Origin of the sequence: Rahnella aceris (assembly GCF_011684115.1) — a bacterium.
GTDB classification, from domain to species: domain Bacteria; phylum Pseudomonadota; class Gammaproteobacteria; order Enterobacterales; family Enterobacteriaceae; genus Rahnella; species Rahnella aceris.
Window position 1 is genome coordinate 2,383,774 of record NZ_JAADJV010000001.1, and the last position, 22,565, is coordinate 2,406,338.

Here is a 22,565-nt window from a genome sequence, read left to right on the forward strand (position 1 = left end):
AAAATGTAACAGAACGGATCCGCAACTGTGCGCATTGTGACCAGAGTGAGTTATTATGAGCGTGAACAGCACGCCCATAAAGGACTTCTGTCTTTATTTACAGCAAACCACCTGCAAACTTGATTTCGGATCAGATAAAGCGGCTCAGGAAAGCCTGTGTCCGCTGATGTTTCGGATTGACCAGAACATCATCCGCTGCCCCCTGCTCAACGACAACGCCGCGATCCATAAACACCACGCGATCTGCAGCCTCTTTTGCAAAACCGATTTCATGCGTCACCACAATCATCGTCAGCCCCTGCTTTGCCAGATCCCGCATGGTAGCCAGCACTTCACCCACCAGTTCAGGGTCGAGTGCGGACGTTGGCTCATCGAACAACATCAGTTTAGGTTTCACCGCCAGCGCACGGGCGATAGCAACGCGCTGTTGCTGACCACCGGAAAGATGACGCGGGTAGGCATTCGCTTTATCACTCAGGCCGACTTTTTGCAGCAATTCACGCGCATATTTCTCCGCTTCATGACGGCTTTCTTTATGCACACCAACCGGCGCTTCAATGATGTTTTGCAATACGGTCATGTGCGGATAAAGATTGAATTGCTGGAATACCATGCCGATATCCCGGCGTTGCCGCGCAATCGCCCGTTCGGGCAGTTTATGCAGACGGTCTCCGCGCAGTTCATAACCGATTTGCTCGCCACCGACCATAATGGAACCGCGATCAATATCTTCCAGATGATTTATACAGCGCAAGAATGTCGATTTACCTGAACCCGACGGCCCGAGGATCACCACCACTTCGCTGGGTTTCACATCCAGATCAATCCCCTTCAGCACTTCGTTATCACCATAACTTTTATGCACATTACGGGCGACCACCAGTGATGCTTGTCCGGATGACTGTACGTCAGCGGGCAATTGACTCATAAGTCCTCCTTTTGGGCCATGCCCGGTGAATTGATGATCGGCGCGGTTTTTTCTTCCGCATTGCTCTGACGCCGTTTGGCATTTGGCAACGTCCGGCGTGTACCGCGGGAATAATAGCGTTCAATCGCAGACTGTCCGAGATTGAGCAATGACGTGATAAACAGATACCAGATCACCGCCACCATCAGCATAGGCACCACTTCAAAGGTCCGGTTGTAGACCGTTTGCACGGAATACAGCAAATCGCCCATCGCGATAACGCTGACCAGCGACGTCGCTTTAATCATGCTGATCAGCTGGTTACCGGTCGGCGGAATAATCGAACGCATGGCCTGCGGAATGATGATCCGGCGCAGCGCACGGCCACGACTCATGCCAAATGCCTGCGCGGTTTCCGCCTGACCGTTATCGACTGACAGCAAGCCTGCCCGAATGATTTCTGCCATATATGCCGCTTCATTCAGCGCCAGACCGGCAATGGCAGCAGTCAGCGGCGTGATCAGATCATTGGTATTCCAGCTCATGTACTCCGGGCCAAACGGGACGCCGAGTACCACGCGCGGGAACAGCGTCGACATGTTGTACCAGAACAATAACTGTACCAGCAGCGGCGTACCGCGGAAGAACCAGATATACAGCCCTGCTAATCTTCTCAGCAACAGGCTGTCAGACAAACGGGCAATCGCCAGCATCAGCCCGATGAACACACCGAGCAGCATCGACACCACGGTAAGGCCGAGCGTGACGCCCAGACCTTTGATCACCGCCCCTTCCGTGAACCACTGCGCCACCACATGCCATTCGAAGTTCGGGTTGTGCGAAACGGCCCAAACCACATCAGCGGCAATCAGCAACACCACTATCCAGGCAATCCAGCGGCCGTAGTTACGCGGTGCGTGGGAAAACTCAACGTTACGTCGCGGATCCTGCGTATAGTCGTCCTTGACTGCCGGCGTTGAACTATACGATTTATCCGTCATTTAGACTGCGCCTTTGCCAGGTTAATGCCCGGTGCTGAAATCATATTGCCTTCCAGACCCCATTTTTTCATGATGATGGCGTACGTGCCGTTGTCGAACAGTTTCTGATAACCGGCGAGGATCGCGTCACGAACCGGTGAGTCTTTGGCGACGACCGTCCCCTGGAAGATATCGCCAAAGCCGTTGGATTTGCCGGTGCCGGTCAGTTCAAGCTGACCGTTGGCTTTTTCCACAAAATAGGTCAGCGGTGCCTGAGAAGAGAAGAACGCGTCGGAACGGTTAGAACGAACCGCCAGAATCGACGTAGGCTGATCGGCAAATGACTGTACAGTCACGGCCGGTTTGCCGTCTTTGACACACACATCAGACTGCTTACGGATAACCTGTTCAGCCGATCCCCCCGCCATCACGGCAATGCGTTTACCGCAGGTATCATCAAGGGAATTGATATTTTCCGGGTTACCTTTGCGCACCCCGAAGACGACATATTCTTTGACGAAATCGATGAAATCATTTTTCGCCTGACGATCAGGATAATCGCCGATCGGGCCGATGCCCATCTGGTAGCGTCCTGCGGCCATGCCGCTGAGGATGCCGGATAAGCCGCTCACGGAAGCATGCTCTATTTTTACCCCCATGACTTGTGCCAGCGCATGCGCCAGATCCGCACTCGCGCCATCCAGACCGTTGGCGCTGGTCACGATTTCATACGGAGGGAAAGAGCCGTTATTCACAGAGGTCATCACACCTGACTTCTGAATATCCGCAGGTAATTTTGCGTGGATCGCCGGATCCATCGTCTGAGTCGGGATTGTCACGTTTTCAGCAGCAAAGGCATTTATGGAAGATACGGAAAGTAATGCAGCGGTCAGTACAGCAATCTGACGAAGTTGTTTTGCCATCATTCTCTTGTTTCCTCTGTGTAAAAAGTCGGTCTGTGAGTTTATGAATGTTGTGGTTTTATAGTGATTACCTTCCGTGGCAACTTTCCGGGTTTTTCTTTTTATGGCTGTTTATCTATAGAAAAAACAAACGCATCCCCTGGTGAGGGCGCGGTACTGCATGAGCGCTGAGGCAGCCGTTGAGGACCGGCCGCGCACAGACTCAGTCGTTACGCAGTTGCGGTAAACCAAAACGACGGTTTGCCAGCACCGGTAACACTTTTCTGGCATGCGCCAGACGATCTTTATCCAGCTCGGCAAACACCAGTGCCGGGGCCTCGGCGGCGCGGGCGATAGCCACACCCAGCGGATCAACCACCATACTGTTGCCGATATTGCGCTCGCCACATTCACCCACGGCCACCATATAGGTGGTGTTTTCCAGTGCGCGTGCCGTGACCAGCACTTCCCAATGCATTTCTTTCAGCGGGCCTTTCACCCACGCGGCAGGCAGCACCAGTACATCGGCACCGTCGAGCACCAGACGCCGCGCCAGTTCCGGGAAACGCACGTCATAACAGGTCATCAGGCCGACGTTAAACCCGGCGACATTCACCAGCGGCGGTACTTCGTCACCCGCCGTGACATTTTTTGATTCCTGAGAGGAGAACGCATCATAAAGATGCAACTTTTGATATTCAGAAATAATCTCGCCATTACGGATTGAAATCAGCACGTTATATGCACGGCCATCCGGTGCAGGCGTATGCACGCTCATCATGGTGGTCATCTGATTGCCACGACTGGCCGCCAGCAACTGACTGACAAACGGGCCATCCAGAGGTTGTGCTGCTTTTAAAACCAAATCCGGATCGGTAATGTCACGCGCCAGAATGCCTTCCGGCAGCACCAGCAAATCCACGCCCGCTTCGACAGATTTCGCCATCAGCGAAAGACAGGTTTCGACGTTGGCTTCCCATTCACGGGAAACCGCAAACTGACCTAATGCAACTTTCATTTTTGACTCCCCCCGTCGCTTACTTGTGAAAGCGATCGGTTAAGTGTTACTTAGCAAAGTTCGGGAACAAATCTCCCGGCGTCAGGCGCCTGGCAGTCAGCCCCTGGGCATGTAATTCCTGCGCAAAATCGTCGATCATCTTTTCATTGGCGGCGTAACCGTTTGCATTCCAGTCCGCAGGTAAATCGACCACAGTGCGACGTAAATCATCCAGCAACCATGGCGTGGTATCGGCATATTTCGCGCGCTTATCCATCCAGACTTCATAAGAGCGATCGATGATTTCGCTCAGCGCCTGCGGTAACCACGGATGCTCTTCGGCCAGCGCAGGTTTGATTGCCAGCAGGTGAATACCGGGGATGTACCCGACGCGGTTGAAATAGGCCAGTTCGGCGGCACGAAAATCCGGCTGGAACTGACGGAAACCGGAATCAGGTTTGAAGAATCCCTCAGGCATAAACGGTGTAAATACCGCATCCAGCCAGCCTTCCTGTAACAACTCCATCATAGGACGTTCTTCCGGCACGGCTTCGATGCGCCCTTCGCGGCCAAAGCCGGCCAGACGGTCAACAATCGGGTGCGCTTCGGTCAGGCGGCCGACATACCAGTTCGCATCTTCAATGCCCACACCTTCAAGTGCCAGCAACGTGCGGGTCCAGGTATTGCCGGAATCCTGCCAGCCGGTCAGGCCAATACGTTTACCGGCCAGTTGATAAAGTTCGGTCAGCGGGCTGTCTTCACGGGTGATGATGCAGCGCTGACGGAAGCCGCGCATCAGAAAATGCGGTATCGCCAGTAAATCAGATTCGCCCCGCGCACGCCCTTGTGCATAACGGCTGAAAGACACTTCACCCGCATCGTATTTATCGCTGGTCCCCAGGTTATCAACCAAAGTGCCCACGCGGTCTATCTCGAGATTAAACCCTTCCGGTTTAAGATCGCCTAATGCCAGCGGCGTAAAATAATCCCAGTCACGAACCGCCAGCCTGATGGTAATCGTCACATCTTTCCCCTTAAGTGTCAGCATGGTTGATATGCAGAAAAACAACTGTGCGTTTACAAACCTGCCCGAAAACACACCAAATTCTTTTACTAAGGCCATCATCTTCACGGCAAGATGATTATTTTATCGCCTGTGTTGGCTAAGTTTGATACTAATGGCATAAATTAATATGTACAATAGAATCTTTGTTACTGAACAAAAGGCAAAAAAATGACAGAAAACTCTCTCGAAAAAACGCTGGATGCAGAATGGTTAGCGACGCAATTACAGGATCGTTCCATGCGGGGCATTGCGATTGAAACCGCAGCGATGATCCGATCCGGTGTGATCGAGATTGGTACGCATCTTCCCGCCGTGCGTGAACTCGCGCAGGCGCTGGGCGTCAGTCCGGCCACGGTTTCAGCCGCCTGGGGTCAGTTGCGACGTCAGAAAGTGATCGCCGGGCGGGGGCGAAACGGCGTCTGGGTGTGCGGCGATATGCTGTCTCCACGACCTGCACGCTTCGAGAAAATCGGCAATTTTGGTGAGCATATTATTGCGGATCTGGCGCTGTCATCGCCGGATCCGGCACTGTTGCCTGACTTGCACGAAGCCATGCAGCGCGGTGTTGGCGCAGACAATCTGAACAGTTATCAGCGTGAGGCTATCGCGCCGTCGCTGCTTGAGGCCGCACGCCAGGACTGGCCTTATGACGCCCCCGCTTTTATGGCGGCGGATGGTGGATTTGACGGCATGAACCTGACGCTGCAAACCCTGCTGATGCAGGGTTCGGTGGTGGCAATTGAAGACCCGACTGCCACACGCCTGCTGGATATGCTGGACAATCTCGGTGCGCAGGTCATTCCGGTGAAGTGCGACGAATTCGGCCCCACGCCGGAATCACTCAGTCAGGCACTGCTGAAAAATCCTTCAGCCTTTATTTTTCAGCCACGTACCCATTCGCATTGTGGCCATGCGATTAACGCAGAACGTTATGCTGCGCTGGCCAACATTCTCAGCCAAAGTAACACACTGATTATTGAAGATGACGGGATCGGACAGTTGTCACGTTACGCGCCGCTGAGTATGGGCAGCAAACTGCCGGACCGCACGGTGCATGTCCGTTCTTATTCCAAAGCGTACGGCCCGGATTTGCGGCTGGCGGTGATTTCGGGATCGGTGGATTTAATCAAACAAATCAAATCATTCCGTAACTTTGGTGCCGGCTGGTCGAGCCGTATTTTGCAGGAAGCGCTGGCGTGGCTGATTAACGATCCGAAAACGCAGGAAGGGATTACGCAGGCTAAAAAAGTGTATGCGGAGCGACGCAAAGCCATGTCCGATGCGTTGCGCATTCGCGGCGTGAATATCCCCGACCGCGACGGACTGGCGATGTGGATCCCGGTGCCATCGGAACAGTTTGCGCTGGTAACGATGGCCGCGCGCGGTATCGCGGTTCTGCCCGGCGAGCGCAGCCGCATCGGGCCGGGGCAATTTATCCGTATCAGCACCAGTCAGATGAAACCGGAGCAGGTTGATCTGATCGCCGACGCTATCGTGCTGGCGCTGGATGTCTGATCATTCAGAGTTTTTTCAGCAGATACTTTGGCGATTCCTCGTACTGCGCACGCGCATAAAAAGTGTGGGCGCGTACACGGCGGGTATGGCTGTGAACTTCCATCCGGTCACACCCCCGGTCCGCTGCCAGACGTTCGGCCTCATCCAGCAATTTCTGGCCAATACCGCTGCCACGCGCGTGATCGCTGACGCACAAATAACTGATACGGCAAAATTCGCCAGCCAGCGCAATTTGCGGAATGAAATGCAACGAAATAAACCCGACAGCCTGACCTTCTGTTTCGGCCACTAACAGGCGGCTGTCCGGGTTCACGGCCATTTTTGCCACACGTTCTGCTATCGCTTCAGACCTGTTGGGATAATCCAAATCCCCCAGCAATTGCGCCAGAACTGGCGCATCCTGCACGGTACCTTCTCTGATTAACATCGCCTTTTCCTTTTCACAAACTGTTTCCGAAACGCGTCTACACAAGCGCCATCACACAATGTAAACTGAGCGCCTGCATTACTTTGCACTGTGGAGATGACATTCCTCCCAAACCGCCTTTACCGGCTGATGATGTCTGCGCAATCTCGCGAGAGGTTCGTAGCGTCATGCCCGGGCCTTTCTGAATTTCATCTATTTTTTAAGGTATCACTATGTTTAGCACCTTACTTGCAGTCTTTATTGGCGGTGGTATTGGCAGCGTTGTGCGCTGGTATGTCAGTCTCAAAATGAACGGAATGAGTCCGCTACTGCCCGCCGGCACCCTGACCGTGAATCTGGTCGGCGCCTTTATCATTGGTCTGGGCATCGCGATTTTCACCCGCCTGACCCATATCGACCCGGTATGGAAGCTGCTGATCACCACCGGCTTCTGCGGTGGCCTGACAACCTTCTCCACCTTCTCTCTGGAGGTGGTTTACATGCTACAGGATGGTCGCTTTGGCGCCGCCCTGCTGAACATGGCGCTGAATCTGACCGGCTCACTGGCCATGACATTACTGGCGTTTATGCTGGTCAGCTGGTTCAGCGCACACTGATCCTATCCTCCGGCGATGCCTTTTTAATGACAAAAGGCATCGCTGTGATAAATCTGTGACGCGGGTTCACCTCCTCCCGCCGTATCTTAATGTTTCCTTCATCTTATCTGCAGATAATAGCGTCAGTTCACTCTGGTTTATCTTTGAGGTATGACATGTTTTCTGTTCCAAAAACGTCTTCTGAGTTCCTGGTTGTTGCCCTCTGTGTTCTGACAGTTGTGGCTTTTTTACAGGCATACTTTGCTTAACAGCCCCGCCTGACCCGCAGCCCCCCTTTCCCGTAAACGGCGCATTCCTTTGGATTGCGCCGTTTGCCTTTGTGCGTCACGCTTAATTGCGCTGAAACGAAACGCCACTTTTTATTTCATTCATAATACAAATATTTACCTGTTCCTCCTTATTGCCTATACTTGAGAATGATCGTTCGCAACCTACATCAGTCACATTATCGGGTATCTCATGCTTCACCCACAACAATGCACTAAAGATGCGCGCATCAGCGCCCGACGCGACCAGATTATTGCCGCCGCCCGCCTGTGTTTTCGCAAGCATGGTTTCCACGGTGCCGGTATGGCTGAAATCGCTAAAACTTCACAGCTCAGTGTGGGGCAGATATACCGCTACTTCGCCAATAAAGATGCGATCATCGAAGATATCGTGCGGCGAATAGTGATGAAAAAAATCAGGCTGATGACCGGCAACGCGCATAATTTGCAGCAGGTGGCTCATAACCTGGCGCACCGTCGGATTGGCAATTTAAGCGCGCCGTATAAAGAAGATCAGTGCATCGAACAAAAAGAGCAGGCCGAAATTGACCACGCGCTGATGCTGGAAGTCGCCGCAGAAGCGACCCGCAATCCGATCGTGGAAAAAATCTGGCGTGACTCCGAAAAACAGCTTTTTAACGAAGCAAAAACGCTCCTCAGTGCCACCTTCCCGCAATTTTCCGATGCTGAAATGACCGCAAAAGTCGAATCATTAGCGGTCATTTGCGAAGGCACGGCTTTTCGTCGCCTGACGACTGTTCACGCCGACGCTGAGATTCTGGAAGCCTTATACCATCGCTACTTCCGGAGCCTCTTCGAAACGGATTTAACCACCAGCAAACTGGAATAAACTTTTACCATGAGCGCTCACCTGCACGAAAAACGCCTCGGTTACGCCCTTGTTCTCGGCTCGCTTGCCGCACTCGGGCCGTTATGTACGGATTTATATTTACCGGCATTGCCGGAGATGGCTGGCGACCTGAATACGTCCAACGCCAGCGCGCAGTTAAGCCTGACCGCCGGTTTACTCGGCCTCGGTTTCGGCCAGTTACTGTTCGGCCCGCTAAGCGACCGCTATGGCCGTATGCGCCCGCTGTTATGGTCACTGGCGTTATTGCTGGCTGCCTCGGTCTGGTGTGCGGTGGCACAGGACATCAGTCAGCTGATTGTCGCTCGTCTGTTGCAAGGGATCGCCGGTGCCGGTGGCGCGGTATTGTCACGCGCGGTGGCAAGGGATTTGTATAACGGGCACGAACTGACACGGTTTTTTGCGTTGCTGATGCTGGTGAACGGGCTGGCACCGATCATCGCCCCGGTACTGGGCGGCGCAATGCTGCACTGGGTTAACTGGCGGGGAATATTCGGCGTACTGGCGTTTATTGCCATCTTACTGTTCAGCTTCTCCTCGCTAAAACTGCATGAAACCTTAACGCCCGAACGCCGTTCAGGGGGCGGTATTTTCAGCATGCTGGGCTCGGTATTCAGCCTGCTGAAACATCGTCCGTTTATGGGGCTGTGCCTGACACAGGGCTTTATTATGGCCGGGATGTTCGCGTATATCGGCGCGTCACCTTTTGTGCTGCAACAGATTTACCATCTCAGCCCGCAGATGTTCAGCCTGTGCTTTGCGATTAACGGCATCGGCCTGGTGATTTCCGCACAGGTGTCTACCCGTCTGAGCCGCCGCTTCGGCGAAATGGCGCTGGTCAAGGCCGGTTTGTGCATCGCCGCAGTGGCCTCGGTGGCGCTGGTGATTGCCGCCAGCCTGAATGCGCCACTCGTGATGTTACTGGTGCCGCTGTTCTTCTCGGTGATGGTGATCGGGATTATCAGCCCGAATGCAGGCTCGCTGGCGATGCAAAGTCAGGGGAAAAATGCAGGCAGCGCGTCTGCCCTGCTGGGCGTGTGTATGTTTGCGCTCGGGGCAGTTGCCGTACCGGTAACGGGTTTCGGCAGCCATCCGGCGTTGTCGATGGGGCTGACCATTCTCGGCTGCTACGCGATTGCTATCCTGATGTTCGTGACGCTGGTGCGTAAACCGGCATAAGGTTCTGGCGAACGACAGGCAAAAAAAAACCCGCTTCGGCGGGTTTTTCAATAAATCGGCTAAAGTCAGATAGCGATAACGTTAGCAGCCGACGGGCCTTTGGCACCATTGGTGATTTCGAACTCTACGCGTTGGCCTTCAGCAAGGGTTTTGAAACCGTTGCTGGAAATAGCAGAGAAATGAACGAAAACATCTTTGCTGCCATCTTCAGGGGTAATGAAACCAAAACCTTTAGATTCATTGAACCACTTAACGCTACCTTTAATCTTAGACATCAAACTTACCTTTACGTGAATGTTGGACACAAAATGTGTGTCAAACACAGTACAGCAACAGATTTGGCTTTTGTCCAGAATTCTGATGGCAATAAGCGATAAACCTCTCACTCTTCACCTTCTGCTGCTTTTTTCTGCTGCCAAAAAGCCCCTTAATAGCCTTATGACATCAACCGGTTAGAAGAATGAGTCATCATCATTGTTGAAATCATCAGTGTTGAAGTCATCATTTCCAAACCCCAAATCCGAATTGTCATTACGCAGCGACGCATCTTCCCATGACGGCTGATTGCTGTCGAAACCCTGACTGTTATCGAGGAAGCTGCTGTCGGCAGGATTGAGATCCTGCACTGGCGGTTCTTCGATGATATTGACGATTTCCTGCGGCTGGCTGTGATGGAACATGCCGGTCAGCATATCCGCCAGCACCACCCCACCCGCGACGCCCGCCGCCGTGCGCAATGCACTGCCCAGAAAACCCGGCTGCTGGGGTGCAGCTTGTGCCGGTGCCTGCTGTTGCGGCTGTTGGGCATATTGCTGTTGCTGAGGCTGACTTCCCCAGCCTTGTGTACCGGGAATGGGCTGGCTGCCCTGCGACGCCTGGCGTTGCGGTTCAGGCTGAGACGTGCCACCGCCAAACAAGCCAGCCAGAAAACCGGTGCTTTGCGGTTTGGCCGTCTGCGCCTGTTGTTGCAACTGCTGAACCTGCTGTTGCAATTCTTGTACCTGCGCATTCAGTTTGGTCAGCGCCGCTTCCTGAATAATCATTGCCTGCGCCATGTAATACGGGGCAGATGGCTGCTGACGAATATGGGCCTGAATCACACGTTCAGCTTCCGCATCACGCGGTGCCGTGTTGGACTCAGCCTGTTGTAAGCGACTAAAAAGCCCGTCAATTAAACGCTGTTCTTCAGATTGCATAAATTCACCTTGTTGATATGTCGTACTGCGTCAGGAGCGACGCCGGTCGGCGTTATTCAGATACAGTAATACAGTTAGTTTTTTGTATAAATTAACGGAGTGTCAACAAATGTGACGGAGGTAAAGTTAGTGCAGAAAGCGCGCAGAGGGATTGAAAAACCGCCTGCGGGGCCACAGGCGGGGGAAATATCAGCACTTACTTTTTCGGTGTCCAGCCAAGGATGAAATCCTGATCCGGCAGGTTGGTATAGTTACGTACGATGTCGTGGTAAGTCTTCGCCGGGTCCAGATCTTTAAACTGTTGCGGATAAATAAACTTCGCCAGATATTCCATCCCGACAATGTTATACGGATGGTTGTAGAACTGGTGATAAATACCGTAAACGTGGCCCGCATTCACCGCAGGGATTTGCGCCACGCCGGTGCGTGAAAGCAACACTTTGGCTTCTTTATCCACATCCGCTTCATCCGCACCGTAGCCAAACGGCAGAATATGCGTCACAGAGCCACTTTTCGGACGTGCCGAACCGGTCATGATGTAAACGTCCGGCTTCATGCTGATCACCTGTTCCAGAGAAACGGTGCCGGATGCGCCCGGCAGAAGGCTGGAACCGATGTTATTGGCATCTACCGCCTGGATCAGTTTTCCCCATCCCGCATTACCGTGTGTGAAACAGCAGGAGTCGTCGCGACCGGCAATTGGCTCGATAAACACATTCGGCCTGGTTTTAATCGCCTCTGCGGCTTTCTGAATAGCCTGGAAATGCTGGTTATAGAACGTGGTGTAGGCGCGGGCGTTATCCTCCTGATTCATCACTTTGCCGAGCAGATCAATACTTGGCGCGGTGTTTTTTGCCGGATCCAGTTCGTAATCGACAAACAGTACAGGGATGTGCAACGCGGCGAGTTTATCCAGCACCCCGGCCTGCGCCAGTGAATCTTTCGCCCGCATCTGCGCAATCATCAGATCTGGTTTTTTAGCGATCACCGTTTCCAGATCCACCTGCCCTTTGTCGCTGAATCCCATATCGAGGATTTTCGCCGATTCAGGCCATTTGCTTTTCAGCATCTCCCAGGTGCCGCTGTCAGTTTTCTTCAGCAGGTTATTCCAGGCCACCACATGCTGAAAAGGATTGGCTTTATCCAGCACCGCCAGCGCCAGAAGATCGCGCCCGTCCTGCAAAATGACCCGTTGCGGCGCTTTATCGATGGTGACTTTCTGACCGGCTATGTCCGTGACCGTCAGCGGATACGTGGTAGCAAAACTGGCAAAGGAGGCCGCCATCAGACCGGCAACAGACAGCACGCGAGCAGTATTCTTTAACATGCGATTACCCGAAAATGAGAATGAATGAAAAATGATTTTGATAATTGTTATCAACACAAGCCGAAATAATAAACAAGGAAAGGTGAAGGGGGCAACGTTTTTAAAGCGGACAGAGGGAGTTAAAACATGTCGAAATATTAACGGGATACCACAGAGGCATCCCGTTTTTCATCAGACTCTCGCGGGCAATATCAGCCGCTGGCTTTGTCACGGCCAATAAAGTGCAGCAGAAATTCGCTCACCATCACCCGTTTAAACGCGGACTGTTTTTTGTCAGCCGCGGCGCTGTGGCCGCCGTCAGTATTCTCGTAAAAATAGACCTGCGGGATACCCAGCGCCTGCATTTTCGCGGCCATTTTACGTGCATGGTCAGGCCCGACGCGGTCATCGCTGGTCGCCGTTGAGAACAATACCGGCGGATATTTTTTTGCCGGATCGATATTGTGATACGGCGAAAATTCGCGGATAAACGCCCATTCTTCCGGTTTCTGCGGGTCGCCGTATTCAGCAATCCACGAAGCGCCAGCCGAGATTTGCGTGTACCGGTACATATCCAGCAGCGCCACTTCACACACGATGGCCCCGAATAATTCCGGGTAGCGTGTCAGCATATTGCCGACCAGTAAACCGCCGTTGCTGCCACCTTGCGCCGCCAGATGGGCCGGTGAGGTGATCTTGCTGGCAATCAGCGCCTTCGCCACGGACGCGAAATCTTCGTAAGCGCGCAGACGTTTTTCTTTCAGCGCCGCTTTATGCCATTCCGGCCCGTATTCGCCACCGCCACGGATATTTGCCACCACAAACACGCCGCCGCGATCCAGCCACGACACACCGCTGATCCCGAGATAATACGGCTCAAGGGAGACTTCGAAACCACCGTAGCCATAAAGCAGCGTCGGGTTCCTGCCGTCATACGCCACATCTTTGCGCGAGATGACAAAATACGGCACGCGGGTACCGTCGTCGGACACCGCGAAATGCTGGCTGACCTGATAACGGGTGGCATCAAAATGCGACGGATCTTGTTTCAGCAGTTCGGCTTCCACGTCCGCGCCACTATCCAGATTTCCGAGCGACAAACTGGCCGGTTGCAGGAAACCGCTGACACTCATGAAATATTCATTGGTCTCATCATCCACGCCCCACGCATTGATTTTGCTCAGCCCCGGCACTTTACCGAACGGCTCACGCTGCCAGTCGCCGTCTTTTGGCGTCAGCACTTCAAGCCGGTTGACGACATCACGCGTGATACTGAGGATGATATGATCACGGGTGTAGGAATAGCCGTTAAGCTGGTCACGGGTTGCCGTCACGCCGCTGAGAGAAGAATGCGCACCCGGCATAAACAGGGGTTTCAGCGTGCGATCGCCTGCCATAAAAGCGTCAAAATTCATGGTCAGCAACGAACCGGACGGCCAGCTTTCGCCGTTCACCTGCCATTCACTAGAAGGCTGGATCAGGATCCACTCGCGCCAGCTACTGAATTTGGCATCCGCCGGCAGATCGATTTTGATTAAGTTTTTGTCGTCATCAAGCAGGAACACTTCACGGTGATAGAAGTCGGTGACACGCACCACATAATTGCGCTCAAACCCTTTGGTGGCATCGCTATAACCCGCCGCCATCATGTCTGTCTTTTCTGCGCTGAACACCGTGACCGCTTCGCACAGCGGTGTACCACGCTGCCAGATTTTGACGATGCGCGGATAACCGGAACCGGTCATTGAGCCTTCACCAAAATCAGTGGCGACAAACAAATGGTCGCGGTCAATCCAGCTGATGCGGCTTTTCGCGACCGGCAAATAAAAACCGTCCGGCACAAAATCCTGAGTGATTAAATCAAACTCACGCACTTCAGAGGCATCACCGCCGTCTGGCGACAGCACTAACAACGCACGCCCGAAATCCGGTTTTAAATTCCAGAAACCGTGAAACACCCACTCCTTCCCTTCGGCTTTACCCAGCGCATCGATATCCAGTACGGTGTGCCATTGCGGTTCGGCTTTACGGAATTCATCAAGCGTGGTCTTGCGTAAAATGCCTTTCGGGTTCTTCGCGTCCTGCCAGAAGTTGTACCAGTCGTTGCCACATTTCCACACGCCGGGGATTTGATCCGGCGAATTCAGGCCTTCCAGCACTTTCTCCCGCAGCGGCTCGAAATCGTGCCCCTGCGTAAACGCTGCCAGCGTGATGGCATTTTGCTCACGCGCCCATTCAAGGGCTTTTTCGTTGCGTAAACCTTCGAGCCAGATGAAATCATCCTGCGGGGGAGTGCCTGAGTCAGTTGTCATGTCATTCTGCTCCTTCAGTCAATACAGCCATTTTGAATGCTTTTACATCAACGCGTTTACTCTCAGCGATAACTTTTACTCTCAAGATAAAAAGTGTCGCTTATCGCTTCAGGAATTTATTGCACCAGGATGCCCTGGATCAGGCTGGCTTTGACAATCGTCACCTGTGAGATATTCAGCGCCTGCATAAAGCCCTCCACCAGCAGTAAATTGCTGACATCGGTCGCGCGGTATTCACCGGTAAGTTCACTGTCCCCTTTCCATACCTGATTTTTCGACACGCGTTCTACATCAGCCAGACTGTAAGTATTGTTCGCCGGATGGATCTGGTCTTTCAGCGAAAAACCATGAACGCCGCCGATACCAATCACCCGGCGGGTTTGCGCATCCTGTTTGATTTGAGGACTGACGTGGGTCCTCGCGTAGAAATTCACGTAACGCAGCACCGTATTGCGCAGCGATCCAATCGGGTTCGGCGAGGCGGCTTTATCCAGTTCCTGATTTTTAAGCACGCTGATAATGAATTCTTTCAGGGTTACCGATGCCAGTTTGCCCTGATATATATCCGTCACTGGCTGACCGTTTTGTTCGCGGATGGCGGTCATTTGCATCGAGCCGCCGCCGATATCCCAGACCAGCAGATCCTGATTGTTGATGGTGTTGTCATGCAGCGCCGCCTTCGCCGACAGGAAACCCAGCTCCGCCTCCTGTTCCTGAGAAATCACACGAAGCTGGATTTGTGTCTGCTGGTTGAAACGGTCAATAACCTGCTGACCGTTAGCCGCTGAACGAAACACTGCGGTGGCAACGCCGGTAATGCGCTGCGGATGAAAGCTGCGGGCTTTATCGACCATCTGTTTCAGCGCCGTCACGCCCTGTTGTTGCATGGCCTCGCTGATCTGGTTGTTGCCGGATTTGCCCAAATCCTCATTAAAGCCCAGCGGTTTTTGGTCTTCATACAGCACTTTTCCCGGCAGATGTCGGCAAATATCAACCTGCGCCACCTGAATTTTGGTTGTACCGGATCCCATGTCAATTGCCCCGCGGGTTTCGATACAGTTTTCTGCCAGTACAGAAAATGTGCTCAACGCGAATAAGGTGCCCAGAAAACCCTTTACCCAATAATTCATCTCATCCTGCCCCTGAAAAATAAAAGAAAAGTAGAAAGCATCCAGAAATACCCGTTTTATGGCGGTGATTTCAAGTCTTTTAGTTTCCTTTTACGTTCTGAATAACCTTCTGAAAAATGCAGGATTGTCCTTAAATAATCCATTCTGCGATCTGCATGGTTTCGGCAATCCTTTTTTGTGAGTCACTTCAAGCAATGAAATAACAGGAACGCCTATAAAGAAATCATTACTTTGTCATGACAAAAAATGACAGGGATTTGAGGTAGAAAAGGGAAACGAAAATCAGGCAGCCACAGAAAAGGAGTGAATGTATGGAATGGAAGATCATCGACATCCTGAATATCCCGCAGACCGGACTGAAATATATCTGTATCCAGGCTTTTAAAAACCTGAAGCTGATTTTGTCCGTAGACAATGATTTTAAGCTGCAAACCGGCGATACCTTAGAGATTACGCCGGAGGGCTATTCACTGAACCGTCATCAGGCACAGAGCCTGAAAATTCACCGAATGATGCCGTATTGTCAGCAACGCTGGCAGTCGCTTTCCATTCAATAAATGGGTTTACACGCACGTCAGCCATAGAAAAGCCGGCATTCAACTGACCGGCTTTTTCTTTTGTTCACGTCGCTGGTCCGAAATGCCGTCGTGATCACCAAATTGTTGCTCAGGTACATCCACCCAGCGGTCTTTGCGCGTCGCTTCGTATTCCTGATTCAGAGGGTAATAAATCCGGTTTTCCGGCTTATTTGCCTCCCCCACCACCAGCAGCCGCACTTCCTCATCGCTGTTATTAATGAAGGTGTGACAGATACCGGTGCCGTGCGGAAAGGCCACGGCATCGCCCGGTTTCAGCGGATGCAGATGGCCGTTAATCCACGCGTCAGGATACCCTTCCAGCACGTACACAAATTCATCTTCCGCACTTTCCGCATGGGCGTAACAGGTACGACGCCCCGGTAATAAACGTTCGTGATGAATACCAATTTTCGTCAGGCCAAGCGCTCTGCCGAGCGGTGCGCCAATCGACATCAGTTCATCATCGCCGGGATAATTGCCGTCGTCTGGACCTTCCAGCTCGGTCCAGTGTCGGATAAAATCAGGTCTTTCCTTGCTCATAAAATCTCCGGATAACATTGCCAATAGTCAATTTTAGTACAGCGAAGGCGACTTCTGCTGTATTGAGTACGGACTTTGCGTCTGCGCAATATTTTTAGGCAGACAGGCAAATCTTATGTGTACCTTCTCGCCGTCGTTGCTTTCACCCAGCGTCTGGAATTTGCCGCTACAAAAATCGAAGATCTTTTTGTAGGTATCCGCGCGACGCTGCCGCTCAAGGATTGAAAACACGGATGTCGTATAACTTGCTTCGCCCTGCGTAAACGACGGGTCAAAATTGGCCGGGCGATAGGTAGCATCGCCAACCGGTTTATCGATAGATGAACAGCCTGCCAGCAAACCTGCGGCGACGGCCGCAGCGACCCACATTATGGTGATATTTTTCATTACTCATCCCGGAAAACGTTAACGTTATTCAGTGTAGCTGAGCAGAAGTATCTGTCCTGCTCACGCTGCCAATACTGTTTTTGCCATTTTGTTTCACATTCACCAATGCCCGTTCGGCAGCCGCCAGCCACTGGTTATAATCTTCATGATTGCGGGATGTCGCCACGCCGATACTCAGCGAACACTGGAAACCGGAATCCTGCGATAAGCGGATTTCTGAGGTTTTCAGTAATAACCGGTAACCCACGGCATACGCTTCTTCTTCAGAAACCCCCGGCAGGATCACCACAAATTCATCGCCCCCCAGAATAGCCGGGAAATCATTTTGCCCGGTTTCCTGCCGTAAAATCGCTGACACCGAGCGCAACACATAATCCCCCGCTTCACGCCCGAACAAATCATTCACCATTTTCAGGTCATCAACGCCCAGCACCATCAGGCAGGATAAATCATGTTTTGCGCGTTCAAACTCCAGCATCAGACGCCGGTCGAGTAACCGCCTGTTAGGCAAACCGAGAAAAGGATCCATCAGGGCGGCTTTTTCCAGCTCGTGTTGTTTATCCCGCAGCTTTCTGGAAATGGAATAATTCGCTGCACTGAAAGCAATAATATAAATCGTGGAAAGCGGCAACGTCAGCCACAACGTCCGGTCAGTGACGGTGAAATAAAACGTCATTCCCGACAACAGCCAGCAGACAATAAAACCTGCGCAATAAAACAGCGCAGCGCGGCGCAGCAACTGCCAGCCACCGGCAGAAAAACGGTCAGCGATGAGAATAGCCGTAATAATGGCCGACGGCAGCGGACAAACGCCCATCAGCGCAACCCAGGCTCCCCCCGCGATGGCATCAAATGCCAGATTCCGGAATTCCGCCTGATTAGGGTGATTTGAGCGTTGTGAAATCAGCATAGCGACATGCGGCCAGACAAAGGCATTCAGCGCCAGCAGGCTGATGGCGATCCAGGAAGCATTGCGTTCAAGAAGGACAGAAAACACAGGAAAAAAGCAGAGAAAAGTGCCAAGTATCCGCATTAAGTACATTCGCCGTAAGAAGCGCTCTGAGCGCTCACGGACGAGACTTTCACCTGGAGAATAATATGGCATACGGGAAACGGCTCTTGAGTTGATTTCTATTTATATTAGTCGAGTTACTTATCTCAGAGCTACTGAAAGCGATAATTTTAATGCGCCGAACAACGGGGGTTTTTAGCGTTAAATAAGACAGGTTAATGGTTAACCAGAGAATTTAGGATAAAAATTCGGAAATACAGAAATAACTGTATCGATTTTATGCAGTCACAATATATTGCCACAAAAAAGGCGGCTTTTACGCCGCCCTTTTGAGCAAAGGTTATATAAATTCCACCGGGACAGATGATTACTTACTGTACTGCGCGTCCGTCACCTTTTCCATCCACTCAACCGGACTGCCGTTCAGGGACTCGGCAATCGCGATGTGCGTCATGGCATTCTCCGGGGTCGCGCCGTGCCAGTGTTTCACCCCTTCCGGGATCCACACGATATCGCCCACATTCATTTCGCGAATTTCGCCGCCCTCCTCCTGCAACCAGCCACGGCCTTGTGTGATGATCAACGTCTGACCCAGCGGATGTGTGTGCCAGGCGGTACGCGCACCCGGTTCAAAGGTCACGATCGCGCCACCGACACGGGCAGAGGCAGTGCCGCTGAACGGCGAGTCGATACGCACCTTGCCGGTGAAGTAATTTTCCGGGCCGTTTTGTGAAGGAACAGAACCACTTTTGGTAATTTTCATTTTATCAGTCATTTCATTCTCCGCCTGAGGGACTGCTGCTGGAAAGTTCGTCATGTCATAAACAATAGCGCCGTTCGTTTATGACGACCAGAGGGCAAAATATGAAAGGAGCTATGAGATAAATTCATAAGTCAGCACGCGCGACAGGACAGCGATATAAAAATAACAATAAAGATCACGATTTGATCACAATCATCTCTAAAAAACGGACACTTATTTCAGGAAGATAATTAATTGATTTTATTTAAATTTTGTCTCATTCTGTTCGCACTTTAAGAAATATTGTATTTTTTGCATTTGCAGCCCGCCTCAGAGCGGGCTTTTTTATGTCGGAGAGACGGTCAGGTAAACATTACGTCAGTTTCCGCACCACCTTGCAGGGGTTTCCACAGGCAACCACGCCCGCTGGCACCGGTCGCGTGACCACGCTTCCGGCGCCAATCGTGCAACCATCGCCAAGGGTCACGCCGGGCAAAATCACGCATCCGCCGCCAATCCAGACATCGTTGCCAATAGTGACTGGCCGGGCGCTGCCAATATGTTCACGACGTAAATCAATATCCAGCGGATGCTGTGCGGTATAAATTTGCACATCAGGGCCGATAAAAACGTTATTCCCTATTGTGACCGGCGCGCAATCAAGTAACACAAAATTAAAATTGATGAAAACATTATTGCCGATTCGGGTATTTATGCCGTAATCAATGCGCATGCCTTTTTCAAAATGGACATTGCTGCCCACTTCCCCAAATATTTCCCTGATCAGGGCGTCTTTCTCCGCCGTCTGACGGGCGCTCAGCGCATTAAATCCATCCACTTTATCGCGGGTCTGATAACGAATTTCACGTAATTCGTTATCATTAATATGGTAATCCAGCCCGCTGGTCATTTTGAGTAAGTCGCGCATCAACTGTTCCCTGATATTGTTCACATCCACAATGAATCACCGGCGAGTTTACTGCCCGATATCGCGCAGTTTTTTTCCGGACATAAGGTTTCTTTCTATTTGCTCCAGCGTGACGTTTTTCGTTTCCGGTATCAGGATGAAAGTGATCACCACGAACATCACGTTCAGCGCGGTGTACAGCCAGAATGTCCCTGCTGCACCGATATTGTCCATCAGCGTCAGGAAAGTAGCGCCGATAATCATGTTCGAAATCCAGTTGGTGGTGGTCGAACAGGTGATACCAAAATCACGGCTTTTCAGCGGCTGAATTTCAGAGCACAGGATCCATACCACCGGCGCCGCACTCATGGCGTAACCGGCAATACACATCATGGTCATACCGACCGACAGCCAGGAAAGCGCGGCACCGGCCGTGCCCTGATTGAATTGCTGAAGACAATATCCCAGCACCAGCGTGCCGAGCGCAATCACGCTAAAGCCAATTTTCAGTGCCGGTTTGCGTCCCGCTTTATCAACCATGCCGATGGCAATAAACGTGGCGAGCACAAACGTCAGACCGACAATAATCGTGGCGATCATCTGCTGGCGTGTACTGGTAAATCCCGCCAGATTAAAAATCTTCGGCGCGTAATACATGATGATATTCATGCCGGTAAACTGCTGCATCGCCTGCAACAACATGCCTAAGCCGACAGCCCGGCGCACATTACTGTTGGCTTTAAATAATTCCCATCCGCCCTGTTTCAGTTTCAGGCTTTCACGGATTTCATTCAGTTCCTGGCGGGCCTTTTCCGAGGTATCGCGCAGCATTCTCAGCACACGCTCGGCCTCAATATGCTGCCCTTTGGCGGCCAGCCAGCGCGGGCTGTTTGGTAAAAAACACACCGCAATCATCAGCACAAACGCCGGAATCGCCAGCACGCCCAGCATTGCGCGCCAGTCACCGCTGCTGCTGAATGCGGTATCAGAAAGGAAAGCCAGCAAAATGCCGATCGTCACCATCAGCTGATACATGGCAATCATCTTGCCGCGAATGGTTTCTGACGCCATTTCAGACAGATACAGCGGTGCGGTGTAGGACGCAATACCGACAGCAAAACCGAGGATCAGGCGCGACACCATCAGGATTTCAATGCTGGAAGCGAAGGCGGAGCCGAGAGAACCGAGAATAAACAACAGCGCTGCCGCCATCAGGCTGTATTTGCGTCCCAGCCGGAAAGAGAGCCAGCCATTGGCCAGCGCACCGAACGCTGCGCCGAGCATCATGATGCTGACAACCCATTCCTGCTGGCGGCTGCTCAGCACAAAATGTTCGGTAATAAAGGGAAGCGCACCAGAAATCACACCAATATCGAGACCGAATAACAGCCCCGCCATCGCCGCCGCAAAAGACACAAACAGGTTCATCACTTTGGTGTTTTTGAGCGAACTTTCAGTCAGTTTAACCACATCAGATGACGACATTTTTTTCTCCGGAAAGGGGGAATACAGCAACGGACATCAGAAAAAAATCATTCAGCCATTACGATAAGCACAAGTGCCCTGTGGGGTGAGAGCAGGAAAGGCACATATATACACAATCGTGCTGCACCGGACTTTCTGTGATCGGGATCACTGGGGAGAAGATGGCGGCTATGCTTGTAAGTATTGAGGCGGTAATCAGAATGACTACCGCATGATAATATCAGGCCGGTAAATACGTTCGTTTCAGTGGCACCAACAGTTTCGTTTCAATATCAACCTGATCATAATTCGAAATCAGTGCACGTACTAAATCATCCAGAGACCATAGCGTGAGAGGAATTGTGGAACGATCTGCTTCATACCGTGCTTCTTTCGTGAAACCACCCGTGCTGACATACAAACCGCGATCATCTTTATGACGTCCGCCAATAAAACTTCGGAGTTCCTGACTTCCCATCTGCGCCTTACGATGTTTAACCTCTACAACAATTCGTGGGTTCTCAAAACCAAAACCATCCGGCGAAGCTATTATATCTTTACCACGATCTGCTCCGGCTGGAGAAACTTGTGTTTTATATCCCATACTGCGCAGTACGCCGGCAACAAGGTTCTGCATTTCATCCCAGTCCAGAGAATTAATCTTATCTTTGATACGTTCAAATGCTAACGCTTCCATACCTAACAATGGGTCTTCATCAACATCTTTTACATCGTCAGTAACAGAGAGTGGGCGGGTGATTACAGACTTATCTTTTAGCAATTCAGCCACCACAGTCTCGGGTAGCTGGAAAACAGTTAACGTAGATCCTAATGTATTTTTGCTGGCTATACTCAGCGTATCCCGAAATACTTCTTCAGTATTCCATTTAACTCTCCGGGCAATACCCATCCCCTCTTCCATCCATTCAGGATGAAATTCAAAATCAGAAACGACTTTACCAACCAGATAAGTTCGATTGGCAGGAGAATAGGTGATTACCCAATCTCCTTGTTTAACTTCATTGATAAAACGCCATACCTGAGAAACACCAGAACGTACTGTTCCGGATTTCGTTTGCGGTTCCATTTCCAGATAACGCTCAGTAAGCTGAGCACGTGTCATGCCAGATTTTACATAAGGTGCCAGTAATGACCAGCCAATTGCTGCCACACCACGCTCACGAAAATCATCATAAAGCTTCCCGCTATCACCGCGAGTCATCCACATTTTAGTGTGCATAAATTCTCTGCTTTTGTATCAAGTCTGCGTCGATTAAAATAAATCTCC

General features: G+C 51.7%; 23 protein-coding genes and 1 riboswitch. Of the genes, 5 read left to right on the forward strand and 18 right to left on the reverse strand.

Annotated elements, in window-relative coordinates; all coding sequences use genetic code 11:
- Positions 1-130: 130 nt before the first annotated feature.
- From GW591_RS10930 to GW591_RS10950, 5 genes are all read right to left on the reverse strand, one after another.
- Complete coding sequence (locus tag GW591_RS10930; protein ID WP_013576505.1) at positions 131-928, reverse strand: amino acid ABC transporter ATP-binding protein; 798 nt, start codon at positions 926-928, stop codon at positions 131-133.
- The gene (locus GW591_RS10935; protein ID WP_166860567.1) at positions 925-1,908 is read right to left on the reverse strand and encodes an amino acid ABC transporter permease; all 984 of its coding nucleotides are present in this window, start codon (positions 1,906-1,908) and stop codon (positions 925-927) included. The genes GW591_RS10930 and GW591_RS10935 overlap by 4 nt, the downstream gene beginning before the upstream one ends.
- On the reverse strand, positions 1,905-2,813 hold the full coding sequence (locus GW591_RS10940; protein WP_013576507.1) for an ABC transporter substrate-binding protein: 909 nt from the start codon (positions 2,811-2,813) through the stop codon (positions 1,905-1,907). The genes GW591_RS10935 and GW591_RS10940 overlap by 4 nt, the downstream gene beginning before the upstream one ends.
- Before the next feature lie 199 nt (positions 2,814-3,012).
- On the reverse strand, positions 3,013-3,807 hold the full coding sequence (locus GW591_RS10945) for a deaminated glutathione amidase (protein ID WP_015690273.1): 795 nt from the start codon (positions 3,805-3,807) through the stop codon (positions 3,013-3,015).
- A 46-nt stretch (positions 3,808-3,853) separates the two neighbouring features.
- The gene (locus tag GW591_RS10950) at positions 3,854-4,810 is read right to left on the reverse strand and encodes a substrate-binding domain-containing protein (RefSeq protein WP_131638134.1); all 957 of its coding nucleotides are present in this window, start codon (positions 4,808-4,810) and stop codon (positions 3,854-3,856) included.
- 210 nt (positions 4,811-5,020) lie between these two features.
- On the opposite strand from GW591_RS10950, the gene GW591_RS10955 reads away from it, so the two are divergent.
- On the forward strand, positions 5,021-6,367 hold the full coding sequence (locus GW591_RS10955) for an aminotransferase class I/II-fold pyridoxal phosphate-dependent enzyme (protein WP_013576510.1): 1,347 nt from the start codon (positions 5,021-5,023) through the stop codon (positions 6,365-6,367).
- A 4-nt stretch (positions 6,368-6,371) separates the two neighbouring features.
- Here the strand turns inward: GW591_RS10955 and GW591_RS10960 are convergent, their stop codons facing one another.
- Entirely contained in the window at positions 6,372-6,794 is a 423-nt protein-coding gene (locus GW591_RS10960) for a GNAT family N-acetyltransferase (protein WP_037037019.1), read from the reverse strand.
- A gap of 83 nt (positions 6,795-6,877) precedes the next feature.
- Positions 6,878-6,940: riboswitch (Fluoride riboswitch) on the forward strand.
- Positions 6,941-7,006: 66 nt separating this feature from the next.
- Between GW591_RS10960 and crcB the strand changes: the two genes are divergently transcribed.
- The 3 genes from crcB (at position 7,007) to GW591_RS10975 (ending at position 9,703) form a co-directional block, all read left to right on the forward strand.
- Entirely contained in the window at positions 7,007-7,390 is a 384-nt protein-coding gene (crcB, locus tag GW591_RS10965; RefSeq protein ID WP_121019794.1) for a fluoride efflux transporter CrcB, read from the forward strand.
- 459 nt (positions 7,391-7,849) lie between these two features.
- A complete protein-coding gene (locus GW591_RS10970; RefSeq protein WP_013576513.1) occupies positions 7,850-8,506 on the forward strand; it encodes a TetR family transcriptional regulator in 657 nt (218 codons plus the stop codon).
- A 9-nt stretch (positions 8,507-8,515) separates the two neighbouring features.
- Positions 8,516-9,703, forward strand: a complete 1,188-nt coding sequence (locus GW591_RS10975) for a multidrug effflux MFS transporter (protein WP_166860569.1) — start codon at positions 8,516-8,518, stop codon at positions 9,701-9,703.
- A 65-nt stretch (positions 9,704-9,768) separates the two neighbouring features.
- Here GW591_RS10975 and cspE read toward each other — a convergent pair whose 3' ends face one another.
- From cspE to GW591_RS11000, 5 genes are all read right to left on the reverse strand, one after another.
- On the reverse strand, positions 9,769-9,978 hold the full coding sequence (gene cspE, locus GW591_RS10980) for a transcription antiterminator/RNA stability regulator CspE (RefSeq protein WP_009636912.1): 210 nt from the start codon (positions 9,976-9,978) through the stop codon (positions 9,769-9,771).
- A gap of 177 nt (positions 9,979-10,155) precedes the next feature.
- Positions 10,156-10,899 carry a DUF2076 domain-containing protein gene (locus GW591_RS10985; RefSeq protein WP_013576515.1) on the reverse strand — a complete coding sequence of 248 codons (744 nt, stop codon included), beginning with the start codon at positions 10,897-10,899 and terminating at the stop codon, positions 10,156-10,158.
- Between the two features lie 196 nt (positions 10,900-11,095).
- A complete protein-coding gene (locus tag GW591_RS10990; protein WP_037037011.1) occupies positions 11,096-12,226 on the reverse strand; it encodes an ABC transporter substrate-binding protein in 1,131 nt (376 codons plus the stop codon).
- A gap of 191 nt (positions 12,227-12,417) precedes the next feature.
- Positions 12,418-14,517 carry a prolyl oligopeptidase family serine peptidase gene (locus GW591_RS10995; RefSeq protein WP_166860571.1) on the reverse strand — a complete coding sequence of 700 codons (2,100 nt, stop codon included), beginning with the start codon at positions 14,515-14,517 and terminating at the stop codon, positions 12,418-12,420.
- 116 nt (positions 14,518-14,633) lie between these two features.
- A complete protein-coding gene (locus tag GW591_RS11000) occupies positions 14,634-15,647 on the reverse strand; it encodes a Ppx/GppA phosphatase family protein (protein ID WP_013576518.1) in 1,014 nt (337 codons plus the stop codon).
- A gap of 311 nt (positions 15,648-15,958) precedes the next feature.
- Here GW591_RS11000 and GW591_RS11005 point away from each other — a divergent pair, with 311 nt between their 5' ends.
- Entirely contained in the window at positions 15,959-16,204 is a 246-nt protein-coding gene (locus GW591_RS11005; RefSeq protein WP_013576519.1) for a hypothetical protein, read from the forward strand.
- A 39-nt stretch (positions 16,205-16,243) separates the two neighbouring features.
- Here GW591_RS11005 and GW591_RS11010 read toward each other — a convergent pair whose 3' ends face one another.
- The 7 genes from GW591_RS11010 to GW591_RS11040 all read right to left on the reverse strand — a co-directional run bounded on the left by GW591_RS11010 (position 16,244) and on the right by GW591_RS11040 (position 22,517).
- Positions 16,244-16,765 carry a cupin domain-containing protein gene (locus GW591_RS11010; protein WP_013576520.1) on the reverse strand — a complete coding sequence of 174 codons (522 nt, stop codon included), beginning with the start codon at positions 16,763-16,765 and terminating at the stop codon, positions 16,244-16,246.
- Positions 16,766-16,798: 33 nt separating this feature from the next.
- Positions 16,799-17,152 carry a hypothetical protein gene (locus GW591_RS11015; RefSeq protein WP_037037007.1) on the reverse strand — a complete coding sequence of 118 codons (354 nt, stop codon included), beginning with the start codon at positions 17,150-17,152 and terminating at the stop codon, positions 16,799-16,801.
- 28 nt (positions 17,153-17,180) lie between these two features.
- Positions 17,181-18,257: a diguanylate cyclase gene (locus tag GW591_RS11020; RefSeq protein ID WP_037037005.1), complete on the reverse strand. Its 1,077-nt coding sequence runs from the start codon at positions 18,255-18,257 to the stop codon at positions 17,181-17,183.
- Positions 18,258-18,531: 274 nt separating this feature from the next.
- Positions 18,532-18,927: a (R)-mandelonitrile lyase gene (locus tag GW591_RS11025; RefSeq protein WP_015690278.1), complete on the reverse strand. Its 396-nt coding sequence runs from the start codon at positions 18,925-18,927 to the stop codon at positions 18,532-18,534.
- 352 nt (positions 18,928-19,279) lie between these two features.
- A complete protein-coding gene (locus tag GW591_RS11030; protein WP_037037002.1) occupies positions 19,280-19,834 on the reverse strand; it encodes a sugar O-acetyltransferase in 555 nt (184 codons plus the stop codon).
- 48 nt (positions 19,835-19,882) lie between these two features.
- Complete coding sequence (locus tag GW591_RS11035; protein WP_255347879.1) at positions 19,883-21,325, reverse strand: sugar porter family MFS transporter; 1,443 nt, start codon at positions 21,323-21,325, stop codon at positions 19,883-19,885.
- 193 nt (positions 21,326-21,518) lie between these two features.
- Complete coding sequence (locus tag GW591_RS11040) at positions 21,519-22,517, reverse strand: restriction endonuclease (RefSeq protein WP_166860573.1); 999 nt, start codon at positions 22,515-22,517, stop codon at positions 21,519-21,521.
- Positions 22,518-22,565 lie beyond the last annotated feature (48 nt).

Excerpts from the sequence above, each read along its gene's own strand:
- GW591_RS10930 (WP_013576505.1), bottom strand. The coding sequence starts at position 928 with ATGAGTCAATTGCCCGCTGACGTACAGTCATCCGGACAAGCATCACTG.
- GW591_RS10935 (WP_166860567.1), bottom strand. The coding sequence starts at position 1,908 with ATGACGGATAAATCGTATAGTTCAACGCCGGCAGTCAAGGACGACTAT.
- GW591_RS10940 (WP_013576507.1), bottom strand. The coding sequence starts at position 2,813 with ATGATGGCAAAACAACTTCGTCAGATTGCTGTACTGACCGCTGCATTA.
- GW591_RS10945 (WP_015690273.1), bottom strand. The coding sequence starts at position 3,807 with ATGAAAGTTGCATTAGGTCAGTTTGCGGTTTCCCGTGAATGGGAAGCC.
- GW591_RS10955 (WP_013576510.1), top strand. The coding sequence starts at position 5,021 with ATGACAGAAAACTCTCTCGAAAAAACGCTGGATGCAGAATGGTTAGCG.
- GW591_RS10960 (WP_037037019.1), bottom strand. The coding sequence starts at position 6,794 with ATGTTAATCAGAGAAGGTACCGTGCAGGATGCGCCAGTTCTGGCGCAA.
- crcB (WP_121019794.1), top strand. The coding sequence starts at position 7,007 with ATGTTTAGCACCTTACTTGCAGTCTTTATTGGCGGTGGTATTGGCAGC.
- GW591_RS10970 (WP_013576513.1), top strand. The coding sequence starts at position 7,850 with ATGCTTCACCCACAACAATGCACTAAAGATGCGCGCATCAGCGCCCGA.
- GW591_RS10975 (WP_166860569.1), top strand. The coding sequence starts at position 8,516 with ATGAGCGCTCACCTGCACGAAAAACGCCTCGGTTACGCCCTTGTTCTC.
- cspE (WP_009636912.1), bottom strand. The coding sequence starts at position 9,978 with ATGTCTAAGATTAAAGGTAGCGTTAAGTGGTTCAATGAATCTAAAGGT.
- GW591_RS10985 (WP_013576515.1), bottom strand. The coding sequence starts at position 10,899 with ATGCAATCTGAAGAACAGCGTTTAATTGACGGGCTTTTTAGTCGCTTA.
- GW591_RS10990 (WP_037037011.1), bottom strand. The coding sequence starts at position 12,226 with ATGTTAAAGAATACTGCTCGCGTGCTGTCTGTTGCCGGTCTGATGGCG.
- GW591_RS10995 (WP_166860571.1), bottom strand. The coding sequence starts at position 14,517 with ATGACAACTGACTCAGGCACTCCCCCGCAGGATGATTTCATCTGGCTC.
- GW591_RS11000 (WP_013576518.1), bottom strand. The coding sequence starts at position 15,647 with ATGAATTATTGGGTAAAGGGTTTTCTGGGCACCTTATTCGCGTTGAGC.
- GW591_RS11005 (WP_013576519.1), top strand. The coding sequence starts at position 15,959 with ATGGAATGGAAGATCATCGACATCCTGAATATCCCGCAGACCGGACTG.
- GW591_RS11010 (WP_013576520.1), bottom strand. The coding sequence starts at position 16,765 with ATGAGCAAGGAAAGACCTGATTTTATCCGACACTGGACCGAGCTGGAA.
- GW591_RS11015 (WP_037037007.1), bottom strand. The coding sequence starts at position 17,152 with ATGAAAAATATCACCATAATGTGGGTCGCTGCGGCCGTCGCCGCAGGT.
- GW591_RS11020 (WP_037037005.1), bottom strand. The coding sequence starts at position 18,257 with ATGCCATATTATTCTCCAGGTGAAAGTCTCGTCCGTGAGCGCTCAGAG.
- GW591_RS11025 (WP_015690278.1), bottom strand. The coding sequence starts at position 18,927 with ATGAAAATTACCAAAAGTGGTTCTGTTCCTTCACAAAACGGCCCGGAA.
- GW591_RS11030 (WP_037037002.1), bottom strand. The coding sequence starts at position 19,834 with ATGCGCGACTTACTCAAAATGACCAGCGGGCTGGATTACCATATTAAT.
- GW591_RS11040 (WP_166860573.1), bottom strand. The coding sequence starts at position 22,517 with ATGCACACTAAAATGTGGATGACTCGCGGTGATAGCGGGAAGCTTTAT.